The organism is Mesorhizobium sp. WSM4842 (genome assembly GCF_055901575.1).
Map to the genome: position 1 here is coordinate 4,035,046 of NZ_CM148372.1, position 16,579 is coordinate 4,051,624.

Annotated in this window: 14 protein-coding genes and 3 pseudogenes; 12 read left to right on the top strand and 5 right to left on the bottom strand. The window is 60.6% G+C overall.

Annotated features, from left to right (window positions below; all coding sequences use genetic code 11):
* Positions 1 to 41: 41 nt before the first annotated feature.
* From AC0NIE_RS19495 to AC0NIE_RS19535, 9 genes are all read left to right on the top strand, one after another.
* Positions 42 to 1,715: an aromatic/alkene/methane monooxygenase hydroxylase/oxygenase subunit alpha gene (locus tag AC0NIE_RS19495; protein WP_473489248.1), complete on the top strand. Its 1,674-nt coding sequence runs from the start codon at positions 42 to 44 to the stop codon at positions 1,713 to 1,715.
* 50 nt (positions 1,716 to 1,765) lie between these two features.
* Positions 1,766 to 2,827, top strand: coding sequence for a 2Fe-2S iron-sulfur cluster-binding protein (locus AC0NIE_RS19500; RefSeq protein ID WP_473489249.1), 1,062 nt, complete (start codon positions 1,766 to 1,768; stop codon positions 2,825 to 2,827).
* 50 nt (positions 2,828 to 2,877) lie between these two features.
* Positions 2,878 to 3,936, top strand: a complete 1,059-nt coding sequence (locus AC0NIE_RS19505) for an aromatic/alkene monooxygenase hydroxylase subunit beta (RefSeq protein ID WP_473489250.1) — start codon at positions 2,878 to 2,880, stop codon at positions 3,934 to 3,936.
* Between the two features lie 16 nt (positions 3,937 to 3,952).
* On the top strand, positions 3,953 to 4,324 hold the full coding sequence (locus AC0NIE_RS19510) for an MmoB/DmpM family protein (RefSeq protein WP_006206781.1): 372 nt from the start codon (positions 3,953 to 3,955) through the stop codon (positions 4,322 to 4,324).
* 74 nt (positions 4,325 to 4,398) lie between these two features.
* Positions 4,399 to 5,421, top strand: a complete 1,023-nt coding sequence (locus AC0NIE_RS19515; protein ID WP_473489251.1) for an amidohydrolase family protein — start codon at positions 4,399 to 4,401, stop codon at positions 5,419 to 5,421.
* Between the two features lie 5 nt (positions 5,422 to 5,426).
* The gene (locus AC0NIE_RS19520; RefSeq protein WP_473489252.1) at positions 5,427 to 6,224 is read left to right on the top strand and encodes an iron-sulfur cluster assembly protein; all 798 of its coding nucleotides are present in this window, start codon (positions 5,427 to 5,429) and stop codon (positions 6,222 to 6,224) included.
* Positions 6,225 to 6,300: 76 nt separating this feature from the next.
* On the top strand, positions 6,301 to 7,932 hold the full coding sequence (groEL, locus tag AC0NIE_RS19525) for a chaperonin GroEL (protein WP_473489253.1): 1,632 nt from the start codon (positions 6,301 to 6,303) through the stop codon (positions 7,930 to 7,932).
* Between the two features lie 49 nt (positions 7,933 to 7,981).
* Positions 7,982 to 9,025, top strand: coding sequence for an NAD(P)-dependent alcohol dehydrogenase (locus AC0NIE_RS19530; protein WP_095494439.1), 1,044 nt, complete (start codon positions 7,982 to 7,984; stop codon positions 9,023 to 9,025).
* 89 nt (positions 9,026 to 9,114) lie between these two features.
* The gene (locus tag AC0NIE_RS19535) at positions 9,115 to 9,702 is read left to right on the top strand and encodes a DUF1097 domain-containing protein (protein ID WP_473489254.1); all 588 of its coding nucleotides are present in this window, start codon (positions 9,115 to 9,117) and stop codon (positions 9,700 to 9,702) included.
* 87 nt (positions 9,703 to 9,789) lie between these two features.
* Here AC0NIE_RS19535 and AC0NIE_RS19540 read toward each other — a convergent pair whose 3' ends face one another.
* From AC0NIE_RS19540 to AC0NIE_RS19550, 3 genes and pseudogenes are all read right to left on the bottom strand, one after another.
* Positions 9,790 to 11,871, bottom strand: a complete 2,082-nt coding sequence (locus AC0NIE_RS19540) for a sigma-54-dependent Fis family transcriptional regulator (protein ID WP_473489255.1) — start codon at positions 11,869 to 11,871, stop codon at positions 9,790 to 9,792.
* A gap of 103 nt (positions 11,872 to 11,974) precedes the next feature.
* Positions 11,975 to 12,448 carry a hypothetical protein gene (locus tag AC0NIE_RS19545; RefSeq protein ID WP_473489256.1) on the bottom strand — a complete coding sequence of 158 codons (474 nt, stop codon included), beginning with the start codon at positions 12,446 to 12,448 and terminating at the stop codon, positions 11,975 to 11,977.
* 185 nt (positions 12,449 to 12,633) lie between these two features.
* Positions 12,634 to 12,936 (bottom strand): annotated as a pseudogene (locus tag AC0NIE_RS19550) (ribbon-helix-helix domain-containing protein).
* A gap of 234 nt (positions 12,937 to 13,170) precedes the next feature.
* Here AC0NIE_RS19550 and AC0NIE_RS19555 point away from each other — a divergent pair.
* A pseudogene (locus tag AC0NIE_RS19555) lies at positions 13,171 to 13,495 on the top strand (VOC family protein); the annotation flags it as partial.
* Positions 13,496 to 13,667: 172 nt separating this feature from the next.
* On the top strand, positions 13,668 to 13,910 hold the full coding sequence (locus AC0NIE_RS19560) for a hypothetical protein (protein WP_258116479.1): 243 nt from the start codon (positions 13,668 to 13,670) through the stop codon (positions 13,908 to 13,910).
* Positions 13,911 to 14,704: 794 nt separating this feature from the next.
* Here the strand turns inward: AC0NIE_RS19560 and AC0NIE_RS19565 are convergent.
* Positions 14,705 to 15,580 (bottom strand): annotated as a pseudogene (locus AC0NIE_RS19565) (LysR family transcriptional regulator).
* Positions 15,581 to 15,631: 51 nt separating this feature from the next.
* Here AC0NIE_RS19565 and AC0NIE_RS19570 point away from each other — a divergent pair.
* The gene (locus AC0NIE_RS19570) at positions 15,632 to 16,087 is read left to right on the top strand and encodes an alpha/beta hydrolase fold domain-containing protein (RefSeq protein WP_474043725.1); all 456 of its coding nucleotides are present in this window, start codon (positions 15,632 to 15,634) and stop codon (positions 16,085 to 16,087) included.
* Between the two features lie 14 nt (positions 16,088 to 16,101).
* Here AC0NIE_RS19570 and AC0NIE_RS19575 read toward each other — a convergent pair whose 3' ends face one another.
* Positions 16,102 to 16,563 carry a GFA family protein gene (locus AC0NIE_RS19575; protein WP_474043726.1) on the bottom strand — a complete coding sequence of 154 codons (462 nt, stop codon included), beginning with the start codon at positions 16,561 to 16,563 and terminating at the stop codon, positions 16,102 to 16,104.
* Positions 16,564 to 16,579: the final 16 nt, after the last annotated feature.

A 16,579-nucleotide genomic window follows, 5' to 3' on the forward strand; every position in this document is an offset into this window, starting at 1 on the left:
CCGGGGTCAAGGGACCTGCGGCTCAAACCTGGTGGAGGCTTATGACCATGACGTCTCTGACGCTCAACAAGATTACTTCACAACGCGGAATCTCCGTGGGCGAGGCAACCAAGAAGATTGCCGATCTCGGCTGGAATCCTTCCTACGTCCAGGAAGCGATGACGTTTCCGACAGACTATAAGATCAACAAGACGCCGCGAGACCCGATGAAGCAGGTCCTGCGGTCCTATTTCCCCATGCAGGAAGAGAAGGACAACCGCGTATATGGCGCGCTCGATGCGGCGTTGCGCGGTGACATGTTCCGCAACGTCGAGCCGCGGTGGGTCGAATGGATGAAGCTCTTCCTGGCCATCATTCCCTTCCCGGAAATCTCCGCCGCTCGCTCGATGGCGATGGTCGCCCGCATCGCGCCCGGCGAGGAACTCCGGACCGGCTTTACCATGCAGATGATCGACGAGTTCCGTCACTCGACGATCCAGATGAACCTGAAGAAATGGTACATGGAGAACTACATCGATCCGGCCGGCTTCGACATTACGGAGGAAGCCTTCGGAAAATGCTACGCCACGACCATCGGCCGGCAGTTCGCGGAAGGCTTCATCACCGGCGACACCATGACCGCCGCCTGCATGTACCTGACCGTGGTCGCCGAGACCGCCTTCACCAACACGCTGTTCGTCGCCATGCCTTCGGAAGCTGCCCGCAACGGCGACTATGCGCTACCCACCGTCTTCCTGTCGGTGCAGTCCGATGAGAGCCGGCATATCGGCAATGGCCATTCGCTGCTGATGGCGGCGCTCAAGGAGCCGGAAAATCACCTCTTGCTCGAGCGCGACCTTCGCTACGCCTTCTGGCAGAACCACGCGATCGTCGACGCGGCCATCGGCACCTTCATCGAATACGGCACCACCAACCGCGACAAGAACAAGGAGTCCTACGCGGAAATGTGGCACCGCTGGATCTACGAGGACTACTACCGCACCTACATGCTGCCGCTCGAGAAATACGGCATCAAGGTCCATCACGACGACGTCCAGGCGGCCTGGGAACGCATTGCCAAGAAGAATTACGTCCACAAGGTCGGACAGTTCTTCGCGGTCGGCTGGCCGGTCAACTTCTGGCGCATCGAAGCCCAGACCGACAAGGACTTCGAGTGGTTCGAGCACAAGTATCCGGGCTGGTACGCCGAATTCGGCGACTTCTGGAAATGGTACGCCAAGCTCAGCCACAAGGGCGAGAAGGTGCTGCTGTTCAACAGCGACGTCGGTTACGTCTATCCGCACCGCTGCTGGTCCTGCCTCGTTCCCTGCCTGATCCGTGAGGATATGGTTGTCGGCGAGATCGACGGCCAGCTGCACACCTTCGCCCACGAACTCGACAAGTGGACTGCCACCGTGGCGTTCGCCGACGAGTATCAGGGCCGGCCGACGCCCGCGATGGGCCGCTTCAGCGGCAAGCGCGAGTGGGAGACGCTCTATGACGGCTGGGATCTGGCCGATGCGATCAAGGACCTGAACTTCGTCCGCTCTGACGGCAAGACGCTCGTCCCGCAGCCGCATATGCGCTTCGACGACACGGAGATGTGGACGCTGGACGACGTGCGCGGCAACAAGCTCGGGTCGCCGCTCAACGCGCTGCGTGCCATGTCGCCCGCGGACCGTGAGAAGCACCTGGCGGAATACCGGGCCGGCTTCACGATCAATCCCTGCAACTGATCAGGCCAAGGGGCGGGTTCGTCCCGCCCCTTGTCTTACTGGAGGTCCGTATGTCGGAAACCCACACGGTCAGGCTAAGCCCGGTCGGCGTCGAATTCGATGTCGAAAATGGCGAAACGGTGCTTAACGCCGCGTTCCGCCAGGGCATCGCGCTGCCGCACGGCTGCAAGGAAGGGCAATGCTCAGCCTGCAAGAGCGTGTTGCTCGACGGCGAAGTCGACATGCTCAAATACTCGACCTTCGCGCTGAACGACATGGAGAAGGAGAGCGGCCACGTCCTTTTGTGCCGCTGCATCGCCTACTCCGATCTGGAAGTCGAGCTTCTCAACTACGACGAGGAGATTTTGGCGAAAGCGATCGCTGTGAAGACGTTCAAGGGCCGGATTGCTCGGATCGAGCACCTGACCCACGACATTCGCGGCATCGAGATCGAACTCGGCTCGCCGATAAAGTTCTGGGCGGGGCAATATGTCGACATCACGGTTACCACGCAAAAAGGGGAGACGATTACGCGCTCGTTCTCCATGGCAAATACGCCGGACCAAACCCAAGAACTCTCCTTCATCATCAAAAAATACCCTAAGGGAAAGTTCTCCGGAGAACTCGATTGCGGAGGCATCAAGGCCGGAGCAGAGGTCACCGTCGTTGGACCCTACGGAACCTGTTTCCGCCGCGACGAACGGCAAGGACCCCTGATCCTCGTTGGAGCCGGATCGGGCATGTCACCGATCTGGTCTATCCTCAACGACCATCTGAAGAGCGGCGAGAAACGTCCGGTCTATTTCTTCTACGGCGCCCGCACCCGCAACGACCTGTTCTATCTCGACAGGATCGCTGAACTCGTCGGCAATCATTCCGACGTCACCTTCATTCCCGTGCTGTCGCACGCGAATGACGACGCTGAATGGCAAGGCGAGCGCGGTTTCGTACACCAGAGTGTCGACGCCAAGCTCAAGCAACTGGCGGTCGACGGGCAGGGCGACGTTCATGCCTGTGGTCCGCCGCCAATGATCGATGCGCTTCAGCCGGTTCTGTTCATGAATGGGTTCGAGACGGAGCGGATCTTCTTCGACAAGTTCACCACATCGGCAGGTGCAACGCCGGCCCACTAAGAGGGCGGCCACGCAACTGTAACCACAACTGCAACAAGGGAGTGAAGACTATGCCAGCTACCTCGAGTTCAGTCGGATCCGGAGCCGCCGGCGCGGCGCTCTTTGCCGACTCCGACAGCCGGAAGTACCGGTATTTCGACCCGAAGGGCCAGCGTGCGACCCACTACGAGGACATGACGGTCGACGTGCAGCCCGATCCCGAGCGTTACCTGATCCAGGACTGGATCATCTCCTTTGCCGACGGCAAGGGCGCCTATGTCAAGCAGAACACCGCCGCGCACAGCTCCAACTGGCATGCCTTCCGCGCTCCGGACCAGGAATGGGAGCGTACGCACTACCAGCGTCAGTCGAAGATCGAGACGATGGTGCAGAGCGTCATCAACAATGCCCGCAAATCGGGCGCGCCCAAGACTTTCGACAAAGCCTGGGTCAAGATCCTGCAGACGCAGCTCGGCGCGTGGAAACATGCCGAATTCGGGCTCGGCACCTCGCTGATGCAGGCACAGCGCTACGGCTATACCCAGATGATCAACAACGCGACGTTGACCAACTCGTCCTACAAGCTGCGGCTTGCGCAGGACATTACGCTCTACCTTGCCGAGATCGGCATGGACCTTTCCGGCTGGGACGACGAACTCGGCAAGAGGAGCTGGCTCGAAGACAAGAACTGGCAAGGCACCCGCGAAGCTGTCGAGACCATCATGGGCGCGACCGACTATCTCGAACAGTATTTCGCCATCAACATCGTCTTCGAACCGCTGGTCGGGGAAGCATTCCGCTCAGGGTTCCTGATGCAGATCGCCGCCGCCAACCATGACTTCATCACGCCTGCAGTGATCTCGGCGGCCGAGGCCGACTACGAGCGCAACCTCGCCAACACGATCGACCTCATGCACATGCTCGCCAACGATGAGAAACACGGCGCGACGAACAAGAAGCTCTTCCAGGGCTGGGTCAAGAAACACGGCGCGCTCGCCGACAAGGCAGCCATCGGCCTGCAGCCGATCTGGTCGATGCCGCATTCCAAGCCAGTCGCGTTCGCGGATGTCCGCGCCAAATCCGAGGAACGGATTGGCCAGATCCTCGGCGAACTCGGCCTCAAGCGCTGACAGAGGGAGAAATGCCATGTCACTAGCAGCACGCGACGCAACGCATTCCAACATCTTCAAGGAGATGAAGGACATCACCTTCGAACAGACGATTTCGCATCAATGCGGCGTCACCATGAATGACTCGGTCGAGGCCAGGGCCATCGCCGAATTCATGGGCCAGAAGCCGGGGGTGACCATCACCTACCAGCCGGCACTGATCCGCATCGACGGTGACGGCAAGCTGATCTTCAAGATGGACGCGATCGGTGAATATCTCGGCCGGGAGATTTCAGCGGAGACCTTCGAAGTCAACACCTCCACCCACTACGGCCGCATGGTTCGCGTCGACGACAACACCGTGATCCTGTTCGGCAACATGGATGAGATGTTCGAATACATCGAATAGCCGCCAAAAAAACCGGGCGCGCCGCCCTGGTTGCGGCGTGCCGAACCGATCAACGCCATCTCGCGGAGGAAAGAATGTTTAGGACACCGGAAGGCAAGGATATCTTCGTGGTCGACGGCCACACCCATTTCTGGGACGGCAGCCCGGACAACCAGAAAAATGTCCACGGCAAGCAGTTCATCGATTGCTTCTACGCCTATCACACCGGGCTGAGCCCCAAGGACCAGCTTTGGGAGAAGAGCAAGTTCGAGAAATACAGCGCCGACGATCTCTATCGCGACCTGTTCATCGACGGTCCCGATGATGTGGCGATCGTCCAGTCGACCTATCTCAAGGACTTCTACAAGAACGGCTTCAACACGATCGAGCGCAACGCCGAGGTGGCCAAGCGCTATCCGGAGCGTTTCATCGTCAACGGCGCCTTTGACCCCCGCGACGGTGAGAAGGCTCTCGAATACATCCACTTCCTCAAGGAGACCTACAACGTCAAGGGCGTGAAGATGTACACGGCCGAATGGAATGGCGCTTCCAAGGGCTGGAAGCTCACCGATCCCGATGCCTACAAGTGCTTCGAGCTCTGCGACAAGCTCGGCATCAGCAACATCCACGTCCACAAGGGCCCGACGATCCTGCCGCTCTCGAAGGATGCGTTCGACGTGCATGACGTGGATCACGCGGCGACGGATTTCCAAGGCCTCAACTGGATCATCGAGCATTGCGGCCTGCCACGCCTCGACGATTTCTGCTGGATCGCGACGCAGGAAACCAACGTCTATGGTGGACTTGCGGTAGCGCTGCCCTTCATCCATTCCCGCCCGCGCTATTTCGGCGAAGTCATCGCCGAACTGCTGTTCTGGATCGGGCCGGAGAAAATCCTGTTCGGTTCCGACTATGCGATCTGGACGCCGCGCTGGCTGGTCGAGAAATTCTGGGCCTACCAGATCCCCGAGGACATCGCCGCTGAACGCGGTGTGCAACTGACCGACGAGATCAAGGAGAAGATCCTCGGCCTCAATGCCGCGCGCCTCTACAACATCGACGTCGAAGCCAAGAAGAAGGCGCTCGCCGGCTCGCCCTTCAGCATCGCGGCGGAGTAGGGGCCATGGCAACCGCCAGCGTTTCCGGCAACCGCGAGAACGAACTCTGGCGGTGCCTTGGTGAGGTTAACGACCCCGAACTCGACGAACCGATTACCGAGATGGGCTTCGTTGAGCGGGCCGCGATGACGAGCGACGGCAGCGTGGAAATAGACTTCCGCCTGCCGACCTACTGGTGCTCGCCCAACTTCGCGTTCCTGATGCTGGACGGCGTCCGCAAGGCGCTCGACCAGCTCTCATGGTCGCCAGCCTATCGTGTCAAGCTGCACGATCACATGTTCGCGGAAGAGGTCAATCGTGGCATGGAAGCCGGCAAGACATTCGGCGACATATTCGCCGAGCTTGCCGAGGATCAGGATCTCGGCGCTTTGCGCGAAACCTTCAGGATGAAGGCATTCAAGCGCCGCCAAGAGGCAGTCTTGCGCGGCCTCAGGCAGCACGGTCTGACAGATCGGGAAATCCTCGCCATGGACCTGCCGGCATACGACGTCGCGCGGTTCGAACCGGGCGAGGCGGCCAACCAGAAGCCGAGGTACAGGGCGGCTTTGCTCGAGCGCTACCCCGACCGCCGCGCGGATGACCCTGTCTTCGTGACATGGGAAGGGCAACGCATTCCGCCCGCCGCACTCGGGGCCCATCTCGCCGATCTGCGCGGTGTGCGCGTCAACATGGAGTTCAACGGCGCGCTGTGCCGTGGACTCAAGCAGACGAGATACAAGGAACTGGATGTGGTCGACGGCGAACCGACGCTGGTCGATTTCATCATGGACCGCGTGCCGGCACGAGCCGCGCCGACCGCCTGAAGCAGAGCTGAAACAACGGCCTCCCTCGCACGAGGCCCCTAACCAACAACCCGCCCGTAAGGCGGAAGGAGGAATCATGCCCAAAATAATGCTTCACAATTCCGAGGCCCGCCGTGCTCTGGCCCGTGGCGTCTTTCGGCTGGCCGCTGCCGTCGAGCCGACGCTCGGCCCCAAAGGCATGAACGCCATGATCGACCGGCCGATCGGCACGCCGATGGTGACCCGTGACGGTGTCAGCATCGCCTCCGAGATCGAATTGCACGACCGTTTCGAAAACATGGGCGCGCAAGTGGTCCGCGAGGTCTCGATGCAGACCAATGAGGTCGCTGGCGACGGTACCACGACTGCCATCGTGCTCGCCAACGCTCTCATCCAGGGCGGTGTGGAGGCGAATGAACGCGGTGTGAAATCCGTCGATCTGTGCAAGGGCATCGACCTTGCGGTGGCGGCGGTGGTGGCCGCGCTCAAGGCCTCGGCCAAGCCGGCAAAGGGCAACAGCATCCTGGCTTCGGTCGCCAACATTGCGGCGACCGATACCAAGCTTGGCGCGCTGGTGGCGGAAGCCCATCAGCGCGTGGGAGCCGAAGGTGTCATCACCACGGACTTCAGCGTCACCACCGAGACCACGCTCGATGTGGTCGAGGGCATGTCCTTCGATCGCGGCTATCTCTCGCATCACATGGTGACTGACCAGGAGAAGATGGAGGCGGTTCTCGAACGGCCTTACATTCTGATGACCGATCTCAAGATCAAGGAGCCTGAGGCGCTGGATGCGGCTCGCCGCATTGCCGACGAGGATGGTCGACCGCTGCTGATCGTGTCCGAGGAAATGTCGCCGGAAGTTGTGGTGACGCTACTCGGCAAGCAAGGACCGGGAAAATACCTCGTGGTCCACCCGCCGGAATATGGCCATTGGCGCAAGGCGATGATGGAGGATCTGGCGATCATCACCGGCGGCAAGGTAATCGCGCGCGATCTTGGCGGCCGGCTGGAGGACATCACCGCCGACGATCTCGGACAGGCTGACCGGGTGAAGACCAGTTCGTCCTACACCTCGATCATTTGCGGTGGTGGCGACCATGCGGCAATCGCATCGCGGCGCGCCCAGGTACAGCGGCAGTATGAAGCTTCGCCGCCGAACATCGATCAGGACAAGCTGCGCGAACGCCTGGCCAAGCTTTCTGGCGGTACCGCGATCCTTTATGCCGGCGGTGTCACACCCGTCGAGCAGAAGCGAACCATTCAGCTCATCGAGGATTCGCTGAATGCGGTACGCGCCGCATCCGAAGAGGGCGTGGTCGCCGGCGGCGGCTCGGCGCTTGCCCAGATCGCGCCGCTGCTCGACAAGGTGTCGGCCGGCGTCGACGGCGATGTCGCCGAAGGCGTGCGCCTGGTGCGGTCGGTGCTGTCGCGGCCGCTCTGGCGCATCGCCGCCAATGCCGGCGCCGATCCCGAAGCAGTTGTGGCGGAAGTTACGCGCATCAACGGCGGCTACGGCTACAACGCGTCTGCCGGCAGCTATCAAAACATGTTCGAGGCAGGGATCATCGATCCGGTTCGTGTCACCTACACAGCACTCGCCAATGCGGCTTCGGTGGCCACGCTGATCCTTACCACTGAAACGCTGATTGGCCATCTCGCCGAGGACGAGGATCCGACGGCCGGACCGGCTCGCGGCGGCGGCTCCGAAAAGCTCGGCCGCGCCTAAGCAATCCGAAAGCGATCCGAACAAATCTCGACGTTGAAAGGATACGACGATGAAAGCTGCCAGACTGTACGAATACGATCCGCAAATGAATGTCCAGCTCAGGATCGAAGAGGTCAAGGCGCCGACAATCACCGCCCCCGACGAAGTGATCGTGCGGGTCGGTGCTGCCGGCCTTTGCCGCACCGACCTGCATATCATCGAGGGTGTGTGGAAGCCGACCATGGATCCCGAAGGCACGCTGTTGCCCTACATCATGGGTCACGAGAATGCTGGCTGGGTCGAGGAAGTTGGCAGCGGCGTCAAGTCCGTCAAGCGCGGCGACGCCGTGATCTGCCATCCCTTCCGCTCGTGCGGGATCTGCCTCAACTGCCGGCATGGCGAGGACATGTACTGCGACAACGGCCAGTTTCCCGGCCTTGGCATGAATGGCGGCTTCGCCGAATATTTCATCACCAGCGAGCGCTCGCTGATCAAGCTGAACGCCAATGTCACGCCGATCGAAGTGGCGCCCTTGGCTGACGCCGGCATCACCGCCTACCGCGCCGCCAAGCGGGCGGCCAAGCTGCTAAGGCCAGGGAGTTACTGCGTCCTGCTCGGCATAGGCGGGCTCGGCCACATCGCGCTGCAGTCGCTGCATGCGATTTCGGGTTGCCGCATCATCGCCGTCGATCGCGAACCGGCGGCACAGGTGCTGGCCAAGGATCTTGGCGCCGACTACGTCCTTGATGGCGGGCCGAACATCGTCGAGGAGGTCAGCCAGATCACCGGCGGCGGCGCTCATGTGGTGATCGATTTCGTCGGCGAACTCGGCGTCGAGAACATCTGCTGGAAGATGGTGCGCAAGGGCGGCCAGCTATTCGTCGTCGGCTATGGCGGCAATATCAATGTGCCGACTGCCCATCTCGTCATCGAGGAGATCAACATCGGCGGTAGCCTGGTCGGCAATTTTACCGAGCTTGTCGAACTGATGGAGCTCAACGCCGACGGCAAGGTGAAGATGCACTACACCGAATACAACCTCGCCAGCATCAACACCGCACTCGACGATTTCAAGAACCGGCGGTTCACCGGCCGCGGCGTCATCGTGCCCTGAAGCGTCTGGTCGGGCCTGCACGGAGCGGGCCCGACGTTTTGGTTCGCTTGCCGGCCCGGCAAGCCTTTCTTTCTTGGGCGCCGCGGCTGATGCCATGGCTTTTCCGTATCGGGACGTCAGCGAAGCGCGGTCCTGAAACGAGTTCTTTGCTTCGCAGTTTGGAAAAATGGGAGGACAATATGGATCTTATCACAGGACTGGCCGTCGTCATCGGCATTATGGGCGGCATTGCAACGTGGGCAGCGATCACGATCGGCAACCCCTATCTGCTGATCTGGGCGGTATTTGTGGGCTGGGGGAGTTTCTATCACTGTGGCGGCAAGGAAGCCGGGTTCAAGAATTCGGCGCTTGCAAACCTTTGGGGAGCGATCTGCGCCGCCAGCGCATTGATAGCACTGACGTCTATTGGTGTTACGGCTCTCACGGCCGGCATTTGCGTCGGCGTTTCAATCGTAGTCCTGATTCTCGCTGCCAAGCTGCCATTGCTGAGTGCGATTCCATCAGCGGTCTATGGCTACGCAACGACTGCGGCACTTTTTCTGCTTGGCGCTGCCGCCTATGGCGAGGGTCCAAGCGGCATCAGCAAGGTCGCGGCAGCTGTGGTGATTTCGCTGATCATTGGCAACAGTCTCGGCTACGTCTCCGAGAAAGTGACAGCTGCTGTCGTGAAGAGCTGATCTAACCCCCGCTACCGCTTCAGTGATTGACTTATCCCAACCCCGTGGCGCGAATGCCGCGGGCTTCTTTCGTGCCGGTGACAGGCTCTAGAGGAAACCGCGGCGGATGCCGTATTGGTCGAGCTTGCGATAGAGCGTTGGCCGGGAGATACCGAGCCGCCGTGCGACCCGACTGAGGTTGCCGCCTTCGGCTGCCAATGCGTTTTTCATCGCCTGGCGTTCCGCCTCGACGAGCGTGCCTACGTCCTGCGGGGTCGCTGCACTGCTGTTCGATCCGGCTTCCGATTCAGAGCCGGGCGCCGTGATCTCCTCGGGAAGGTCGTAAAGTCCGATGTCGCGGCCGCGCGCCAGGACATGCAGCCGCCCGATGAGGTTCTTCAGTTCGCGTACATTGCCCGGCCAACCATAGGCGAGCAGGGCCTCGAGTGCTTCGTGCGAGAATTCCAGCGGCTCCTCGCCCGCTGCGGTGGCGATCTGCCGGTTGAAATGCTCGATCAGCAGCAGCACATCTTCGCCGCGCTCGCGCAGCGGTGGAACGGTGATCGAGACCGCGCCAATTCGATAGTAGAGATCGCGGCGGAAGCGGCCTGCGGCAATTTCCTGCTTGAGATCGCGATTGGTTGAGGCGACCAGGCGTACATCCACCGGGCGACCCCGGCTGTCGCCAATGCGGTGGACCACACGCTCTTCCAGCACACGCAGCAGGAACGGCTGGATCTCAAGGGGCAATTCGCCGATCTCGTCGAGACTGAGGACGCCACCATTGGCGAGCTCGAAAACGCCCGGTTTGCCTTCCCGCGAGGCGCCGGTAAAGGCGCCGGCGACATGGCCGAACAATTCGCTGCCGAACAGGTCTCTGGTGATCGCCCCGCAATTCATCGCAATGAACGGATCGTTTGCCGTGCGCCGGCTGCCGGCATGGACAAGCCGCGCAAACAGCTCCTTCCCGACCCCTGTCTCACCTTCGACCAACAGCGATGGTACGCTGCCCGACCGGGCGACGCGGCAGGCGACGTCGATTGCGGCCTGCAGCGCTTCGCTTTCGCCGACGATCATGGCGACAGCATCCTGAAGATGCTTGTTCACTTCCCGGTGGAGCACCGCCGCGCTGGAGACTGCCGGCACGGAGGGGAACACCAGCGCCGCGCCGCGGAGGTCGCCGTCGAGCTTGAGCGGCGTGATGTGGCAGGATCGCAGATGGGCCGGCAGCGCTCTGGCAAGATCGGCTTCGGAGCCGGAGGACGGAAGGTTCATCAGCCAGCGGCCACGGCCTGGCTCCATCGGGCCGTCCATCATCTCGGTGGTCTCGCCGTCAGGCACATTGTTGCAGAAGATGGCGCGGCCGCGATGGTCGACGATTACCAGCCCGTCTTTTCGGCGGTAGCTGGGAGCCGATGAAATGAAGGCTTCGAGCAGGCGCGTGCGCTGTTCCTGCTGCTGTTCGGCCAATGCCTTTTCGATCTGCCGGGCTGTGGCGGCGACGAGCGCGGTGTTGTGCGGTCTGAAGATCGGCGAATAGCCTGACAGGTCGACGACACCGATGATCTTGCCGTCCAGCGGGTCGCGAATCGGCGCGCCGGCGCAGGTCCAGGATTTGATGCCGGCGCAGAAATGCTCGGCCGCATGCACGAAAGTCGGCTCACCGGTCCACAGCGCCGTACCGATGCCGTTCGTTCCGACGGCATCCTCGTTCCATTTGCCGCCGATGGCGAGGTGGATATCCATGCCGTCATGCAGCGTCTTCTTGTCGCCGATGGCGTCGATCAGCACGCCGTCGCTGTCGGCCAGAACCAGCATCGCGCCGGTCCCGTCCAGCAACTGGCCAAGCGAGGCGAACGACCGCCGCGCCGCCGAAAGCAGTTCTGCATTGGCCCGGGTCAGATATTCGATTGCGTCGCGATCACTGCTCAGTGGCGCTTCAATGCCTTGAGCGTTGATGCCGCCGGTGGCGCTGCGATACCAGGAATCGTGAATGAGGGAGCGGACGTGGCTTGGGTGGACCGGATCGCGGGCACTTTTGGGTTCGTCAGCTAGAAAATTTTCCCAGGCGCGCATGGTGGCACGCTCGTCATAGTCGATGTTGCTCAGAGCCATTTGGCCGGTGGCCAGCGAGGTACGCGCCGGAAGGGCATCGATCTTCATCTGATTGGGGGCTATCTCGCGTTTCATTCAGTCATCACAGAACCTTTGAGGTATGCCATTTCTGTATGCTGTCGCGTTCGTATACTGCCGCGAGTTGGGCGCGAAGAAGGATGTCCGGGCGTGTGCCTGATCAGTTGATGCCGAGTTTCGCGCCGATGTCGAAGGCAAGCTGTTCTTCGGTATAGGTGGCAGCGAGGCGGGATCCGTCCATGTCGGCAAGCGCCTCCGCAACGATTTCGTCAACCGGCGAGAAGAAGCCATTCTGCTTTGTTGCCAGCACGAAGACCTGGTCGCCGCCGCGGTAGCGGATATCGCCGATGTGATGAAGTTGACGGCCGGTGTTCCGATCCTTCGAAATTACGCGGCCGTTCATGGTGACCTGGATGGACGGCTTGGCCTCGGCCACCGATGCCGCGCCGCCACCGACATGGATGATCAGGCCTTCCGCCTTGGGTTGCTGGCGTGGCTTTCGCGAAGCTGAATAGCCGCCGCCGCTGATCTGGTCGGCAAGGCGGACGATGGTCGAGCGGTTCTGCTCGATCAGTCTTTTGACTTGTGCGTCCTCGCGCCGCGGGCCATCCCGCTTGGAGATAATCTCGACCATGAATCCTCCCAGATTCGATCCGCGTCGCCGTCGATACGGCTCATTCTTCTCTTGAAGCGAACCCTACACCGCCTCGGCAAAGTTCGCCATTGATATCACATAGCGCTAAAATTCAGGTCGCTGGTAGCAGGTAGCTGCTACACGGGATTTTCCGGTACTGGGCGCGTTTGAGCAATGCCCGCGGGTCAGGCTGCCTTGCTCTTCAATTCCGCGGCTTCGCAATCGAGTGGTCGCCTGTCGCGCAGGTAGAGCGCGCATGTAGTGCGCGGCATGGAGGCAAAGTTCGGATATGGCCGTTGATCTCCAGCGCTTCGTCGTAAAGCGTCGATAGGAACTTTGGCGCCGTCATCCCCTGTCCATGGGCGATCTCGTCCAACAGCGTCCAAAAGTGGCCTCGAGCTGGATGCTCGTCGAATGGCCACCTATTCGAACTGAGCGATTGACTAGCCGATACCCCTCCGGACCTGCCCGGCAAAGACCTTACATATGCGAAGTCCTCCCGTTTGATATGCTCTCGGCGAAAGCGGCTTCTGCGCCCATTCGCCGGGATGATACCATCTAAAGCGCATTTTCCGAACCATTTGCAATGACTGCAATCGGGCTTTGGTGCGTAACCAGCCTTACGCCAATTTCTCGACGTGGTAACCGGCTGCCACCCCTTTTTGCAGCCAATGGGCCACGGTCGCCGGTATTTCGGAGACGACCGCAAACTGGAGGCTCCTTTGGCGAAAGCAATTCATTCGATGATCCAGGTGGTAGAAGAGAACCAGTCGGTGAGTTTCTACAAAAGCGCATTCGGACTCGATGTTGCGGACCGGTTGGATTTCGACACGTTCACATTGGACTATCTGCAATGCGGAAGGCCGATTTCGAGCTTGAATTGACGATCAACAAGGGCAGGGGTGAGCCCTACGCGCTTGGCGACGGCTATGGCCACATGGCTCTTTGCGTTGATGATCTCGAGGCAGAACACGAGCGCTTGGCGGTAGCAGGTTTCAATCCGCGGAAATTGTCGAGTTCAATCACCAAGGCGCGTTGCTTGCGCGTTTAGCGGCAAGCGGCATCGTCAAGCGTTGGCTAATATAGATGAGCCCGCTTCATCCAATCGATGGATGAAGCCCATATGGGCCGGTGCTAATTTGATGCATGGCGCGACTTACCCCTGCGCCACCTATGGCAAGGCCAAGGGCAAGAAGCCCGCTGGCTCTACGGGCTAAATATGAGCAAGACGACTCTCATTGCTATCGCTATCCTCGCGATCAGCGTCGGCTATGCCGAAGCCGCGGACCGTAAGGTCGAAACCGCGCCCCTCGGGACGTACGCCAATTCGAAGAACCTGCCGGTTTGCACCGCGTCAAGCTCGCTCTTCGAAGTCCTCGGTGACAAGTGTTTTCTCGTCAAGGGTTCGATGATCTATGGCGACATCGCCGAGCTGTCCCAGATAATCACTTTGGGCTGGTAGCCGGAGCAACAACGGCGCTAGACGCCAATCTCCGCAGCCTTACGCCGACACCACTGCTATCGGCCGTGCCGTTGATCGAACTGCTGGAGACCGACAGCGGCACGATTGAGCTGGCCATGAATAGGATCGTCGCCCGCCAGCGAATTCCCCTCATGAAAAGTCTGATCGCGAGATTGATTTGATTTAAAGCCGCTTCTTTGCGCGTGAATCGCAAGAGCTTTCCCAGGGGCGGTGAGGGACGTGGCGATCTTGTCGTCGACATCTGCGACTTCCCCTGACTCAGCATCTGTAGCCCGGTATGTAGCCCAGCAGCGAGCATACGCCGATTGGCGTACCCTGCATCGATACCTAAGTGTTTGAAAATATTGGCTCCCCGAGCTGAATGGAACTGCGAACTTTGAGTCGCCGATCGCCCTCAAACCTACACCAGGGCCCACCAAGCGGATTCGCAAGCGCGATCGCGATCGCGCGGAGAGGATTAGATTGGCGGGTGGGCCCAGGCCAACGCTGAGGGAACGCGCGGTCGCGCTCGCCCTGGAGAAGGGCGAGGTTCGGGCGAAGGAACTGACCGACATCGGCGTTCCTCGCTGCTACCTAGCCCGCATGTGCGACGAGGGCTTGCTCATCAAAGTCGCTTATGGGCGCTATCGAGCGGCCCTTCCTAAGGCAGCTTGATTCCGGTCTTTCGGAATGAATGACGTAGCAAGGGGAGCGGGCGCGCAGTGGGTCCTGTGCCCGACGCTCTAGATCAGCTCGCACGCCCCATGCCGAAGAGGTGAGAGCCGCCCGCATTTTCAAGCCTCCATCAACCTGGAAGACAGGAATTCGATGAAGCGCTGCGTCTTGGCTGGAATAAGGCGAGTTTCGGTGACGGCGTAAATGCTGACCGACGACCCCTGCCATTAGGGCAGGATGCGTCGGAGCCGGCCAGTGGCCAAGTCTTCGGCGACGATCTTCTCGGCAAGCAGGGCGATGCCCTGGTGGTTGACTGCCAGGGCGCGGATCATCCCGACGCTGTTGAGCGTGAAGCGACCGCGAACGGCGACATCGACCTTGTTCATCTCCTGGTGCAAATTCCAGGTCGGGCTCCGCGCCATGCCGATGCATTCATGCTTCGCCAGTTCCGCAGGTGTGGCGGGCTCGCCCGACGCTTCGATATAGCCAGGAGACGCATAGAGGTGGCGCGAATGCCGCCCGATCAGGCGAGCGATCAGGCTGGAATCTTCCAGTTTGCCGATGCGGATCGCCACATCGAACGGCTCGGCGACCAGATCGACACGGCGTGGGGTCAGGTCGAATTCAAACGTGATGCCGGGATAATGCCGCGCGAAATCGCCGATGATCGGAATGAGGTAAAGCGTGGCGAGGTCGACCGGGAGCGAAACCCGTAGGACGCCGCTCGGCTGCTCAAGCATCGCGCCGAGCTGTTCGTGCGCCAGTCGCGCCTCGTCGACGATTCGCTTGCTTCGCTCATAATAGAGCTGGCCGGCCTCGGTGAGCTCGATCTTGCGCGTCGTGCGATGCAGCAGTCTCAAGCCGATCGCCTTCTCCAGCTCGCTGATACGTCGCGACAGAGTGGAGTTCGGCATGCCGAGAGCCTCCGCCGCCTTCCGAAAGCTCCTGGCTCTGGCCACCTCCACGAACAGCGCCATGTCGTTCAAATTGTTCAATTCTGCCAGGTTTATCCCGTGAGTGGAATAGCGGACAAGGACTCCAGCAAAATGGAGGTCCCTAATGAATCCACTGTTCACCCCGGCCCGCTCGCAGGCGACAGCCACCAGACGAACCGCTTCCTCCACGTGAACCTCTACGGCGGCGCGGACTACATTCGCAGCTACGCCGGCGCGGAGGATCTCGAACATCCCCATGTCTCTCCCCTGTTCGGAAACTTCGAGTTGGGCTGGACCCAGACGCTTCTGGCGACGGGAACACGCGACCTGCTTCTGTCCGATACGGTGCGCATGCACCGAGCCCTTCGGAATGCAGGCGCGATGGCCGAACTCCACGTTATCGAAGCTGGTCTCACGGCGGGTTCCTGGGAGCTTCCCCAGAAGACGCCGAGATCACGGCGGAGGCTCGTCGGTTCACCTATTTGGCTTGGGGCGTTCCGACCTGATGTAGGGGCATCGTTAGATAGCCGAGATCGTTCCAACTCGGGTCGCATGCTTGCCAAATAAATCGACTCGCCATTTCACAAACCACTCATGATCAGTTTCCCGACCGCCAATTCGCTCGGGAAATAGCCGCTGTATTTGGGCAAGCTATCGGGCATGTCCCGCACACGACGGTGATAAAATATATCCATGCGAACCGGCGGCAGACGGGCCTCGGGCTCCAAATTGCTGGCCGGGATGAACATCACCTTGAATGGCCCGACGCCCGCAACCTCCACAACGGGCTTGCCGCAAGTCCGGCAGACCCCGCGATTGAAGTTCGGCGGCGGACGGTATTTCCTGAATGAGATATTGCCGGCGTTTTTCAGCGCGACATCCTTGGCGCGAACAGCGACCACATCCGCGAACGGTTTGCTATTGAACGCCTGACAGATCAGGCAGTGGCACCGGAACCTGGCTTTCGGGGAGGTATGCACCTCGAACGAGCAGGCGCCGCATTCGCAGGAACCGCGTAGCGGCAACGATGTGTGGGTGGTCATGTGCTGATGCTCCTCG

Excerpts from the sequence above, each read along its gene's own strand:
- groEL (WP_473489253.1), top strand. The coding sequence starts at position 6,301 with ATGCCCAAAATAATGCTTCACAATTCCGAGGCCCGCCGTGCTCTGGCC.
- AC0NIE_RS19515 (WP_473489251.1), top strand. The coding sequence starts at position 4,399 with ATGTTTAGGACACCGGAAGGCAAGGATATCTTCGTGGTCGACGGCCAC.
- AC0NIE_RS19570 (WP_474043725.1), top strand. The coding sequence starts at position 15,632 with ATGGAGGTCCCTAATGAATCCACTGTTCACCCCGGCCCGCTCGCAGGC.
- AC0NIE_RS19535 (WP_473489254.1), top strand. The coding sequence starts at position 9,115 with ATGCCATGGCTTTTCCGTATCGGGACGTCAGCGAAGCGCGGTCCTGAA.
- AC0NIE_RS19530 (WP_095494439.1), top strand. The coding sequence starts at position 7,982 with ATGAAAGCTGCCAGACTGTACGAATACGATCCGCAAATGAATGTCCAG.
- AC0NIE_RS19560 (WP_258116479.1), top strand. The coding sequence starts at position 13,668 with ATGAGCAAGACGACTCTCATTGCTATCGCTATCCTCGCGATCAGCGTC.
- AC0NIE_RS19540 (WP_473489255.1), bottom strand. The coding sequence starts at position 11,871 with ATGAAACGCGAGATAGCCCCCAATCAGATGAAGATCGATGCCCTTCCG.
- AC0NIE_RS19495 (WP_473489248.1), top strand. The coding sequence starts at position 42 with ATGACCATGACGTCTCTGACGCTCAACAAGATTACTTCACAACGCGGA.
- AC0NIE_RS19545 (WP_473489256.1), bottom strand. The coding sequence starts at position 12,448 with ATGGTCGAGATTATCTCCAAGCGGGATGGCCCGCGGCGCGAGGACGCA.
- AC0NIE_RS19505 (WP_473489250.1), top strand. The coding sequence starts at position 2,878 with ATGCCAGCTACCTCGAGTTCAGTCGGATCCGGAGCCGCCGGCGCGGCG.
- AC0NIE_RS19510 (WP_006206781.1), top strand. The coding sequence starts at position 3,953 with ATGTCACTAGCAGCACGCGACGCAACGCATTCCAACATCTTCAAGGAG.
- AC0NIE_RS19520 (WP_473489252.1), top strand. The coding sequence starts at position 5,427 with ATGGCAACCGCCAGCGTTTCCGGCAACCGCGAGAACGAACTCTGGCGG.
- AC0NIE_RS19575 (WP_474043726.1), bottom strand. The coding sequence starts at position 16,563 with ATGACCACCCACACATCGTTGCCGCTACGCGGTTCCTGCGAATGCGGC.
- AC0NIE_RS19500 (WP_473489249.1), top strand. The coding sequence starts at position 1,766 with ATGTCGGAAACCCACACGGTCAGGCTAAGCCCGGTCGGCGTCGAATTC.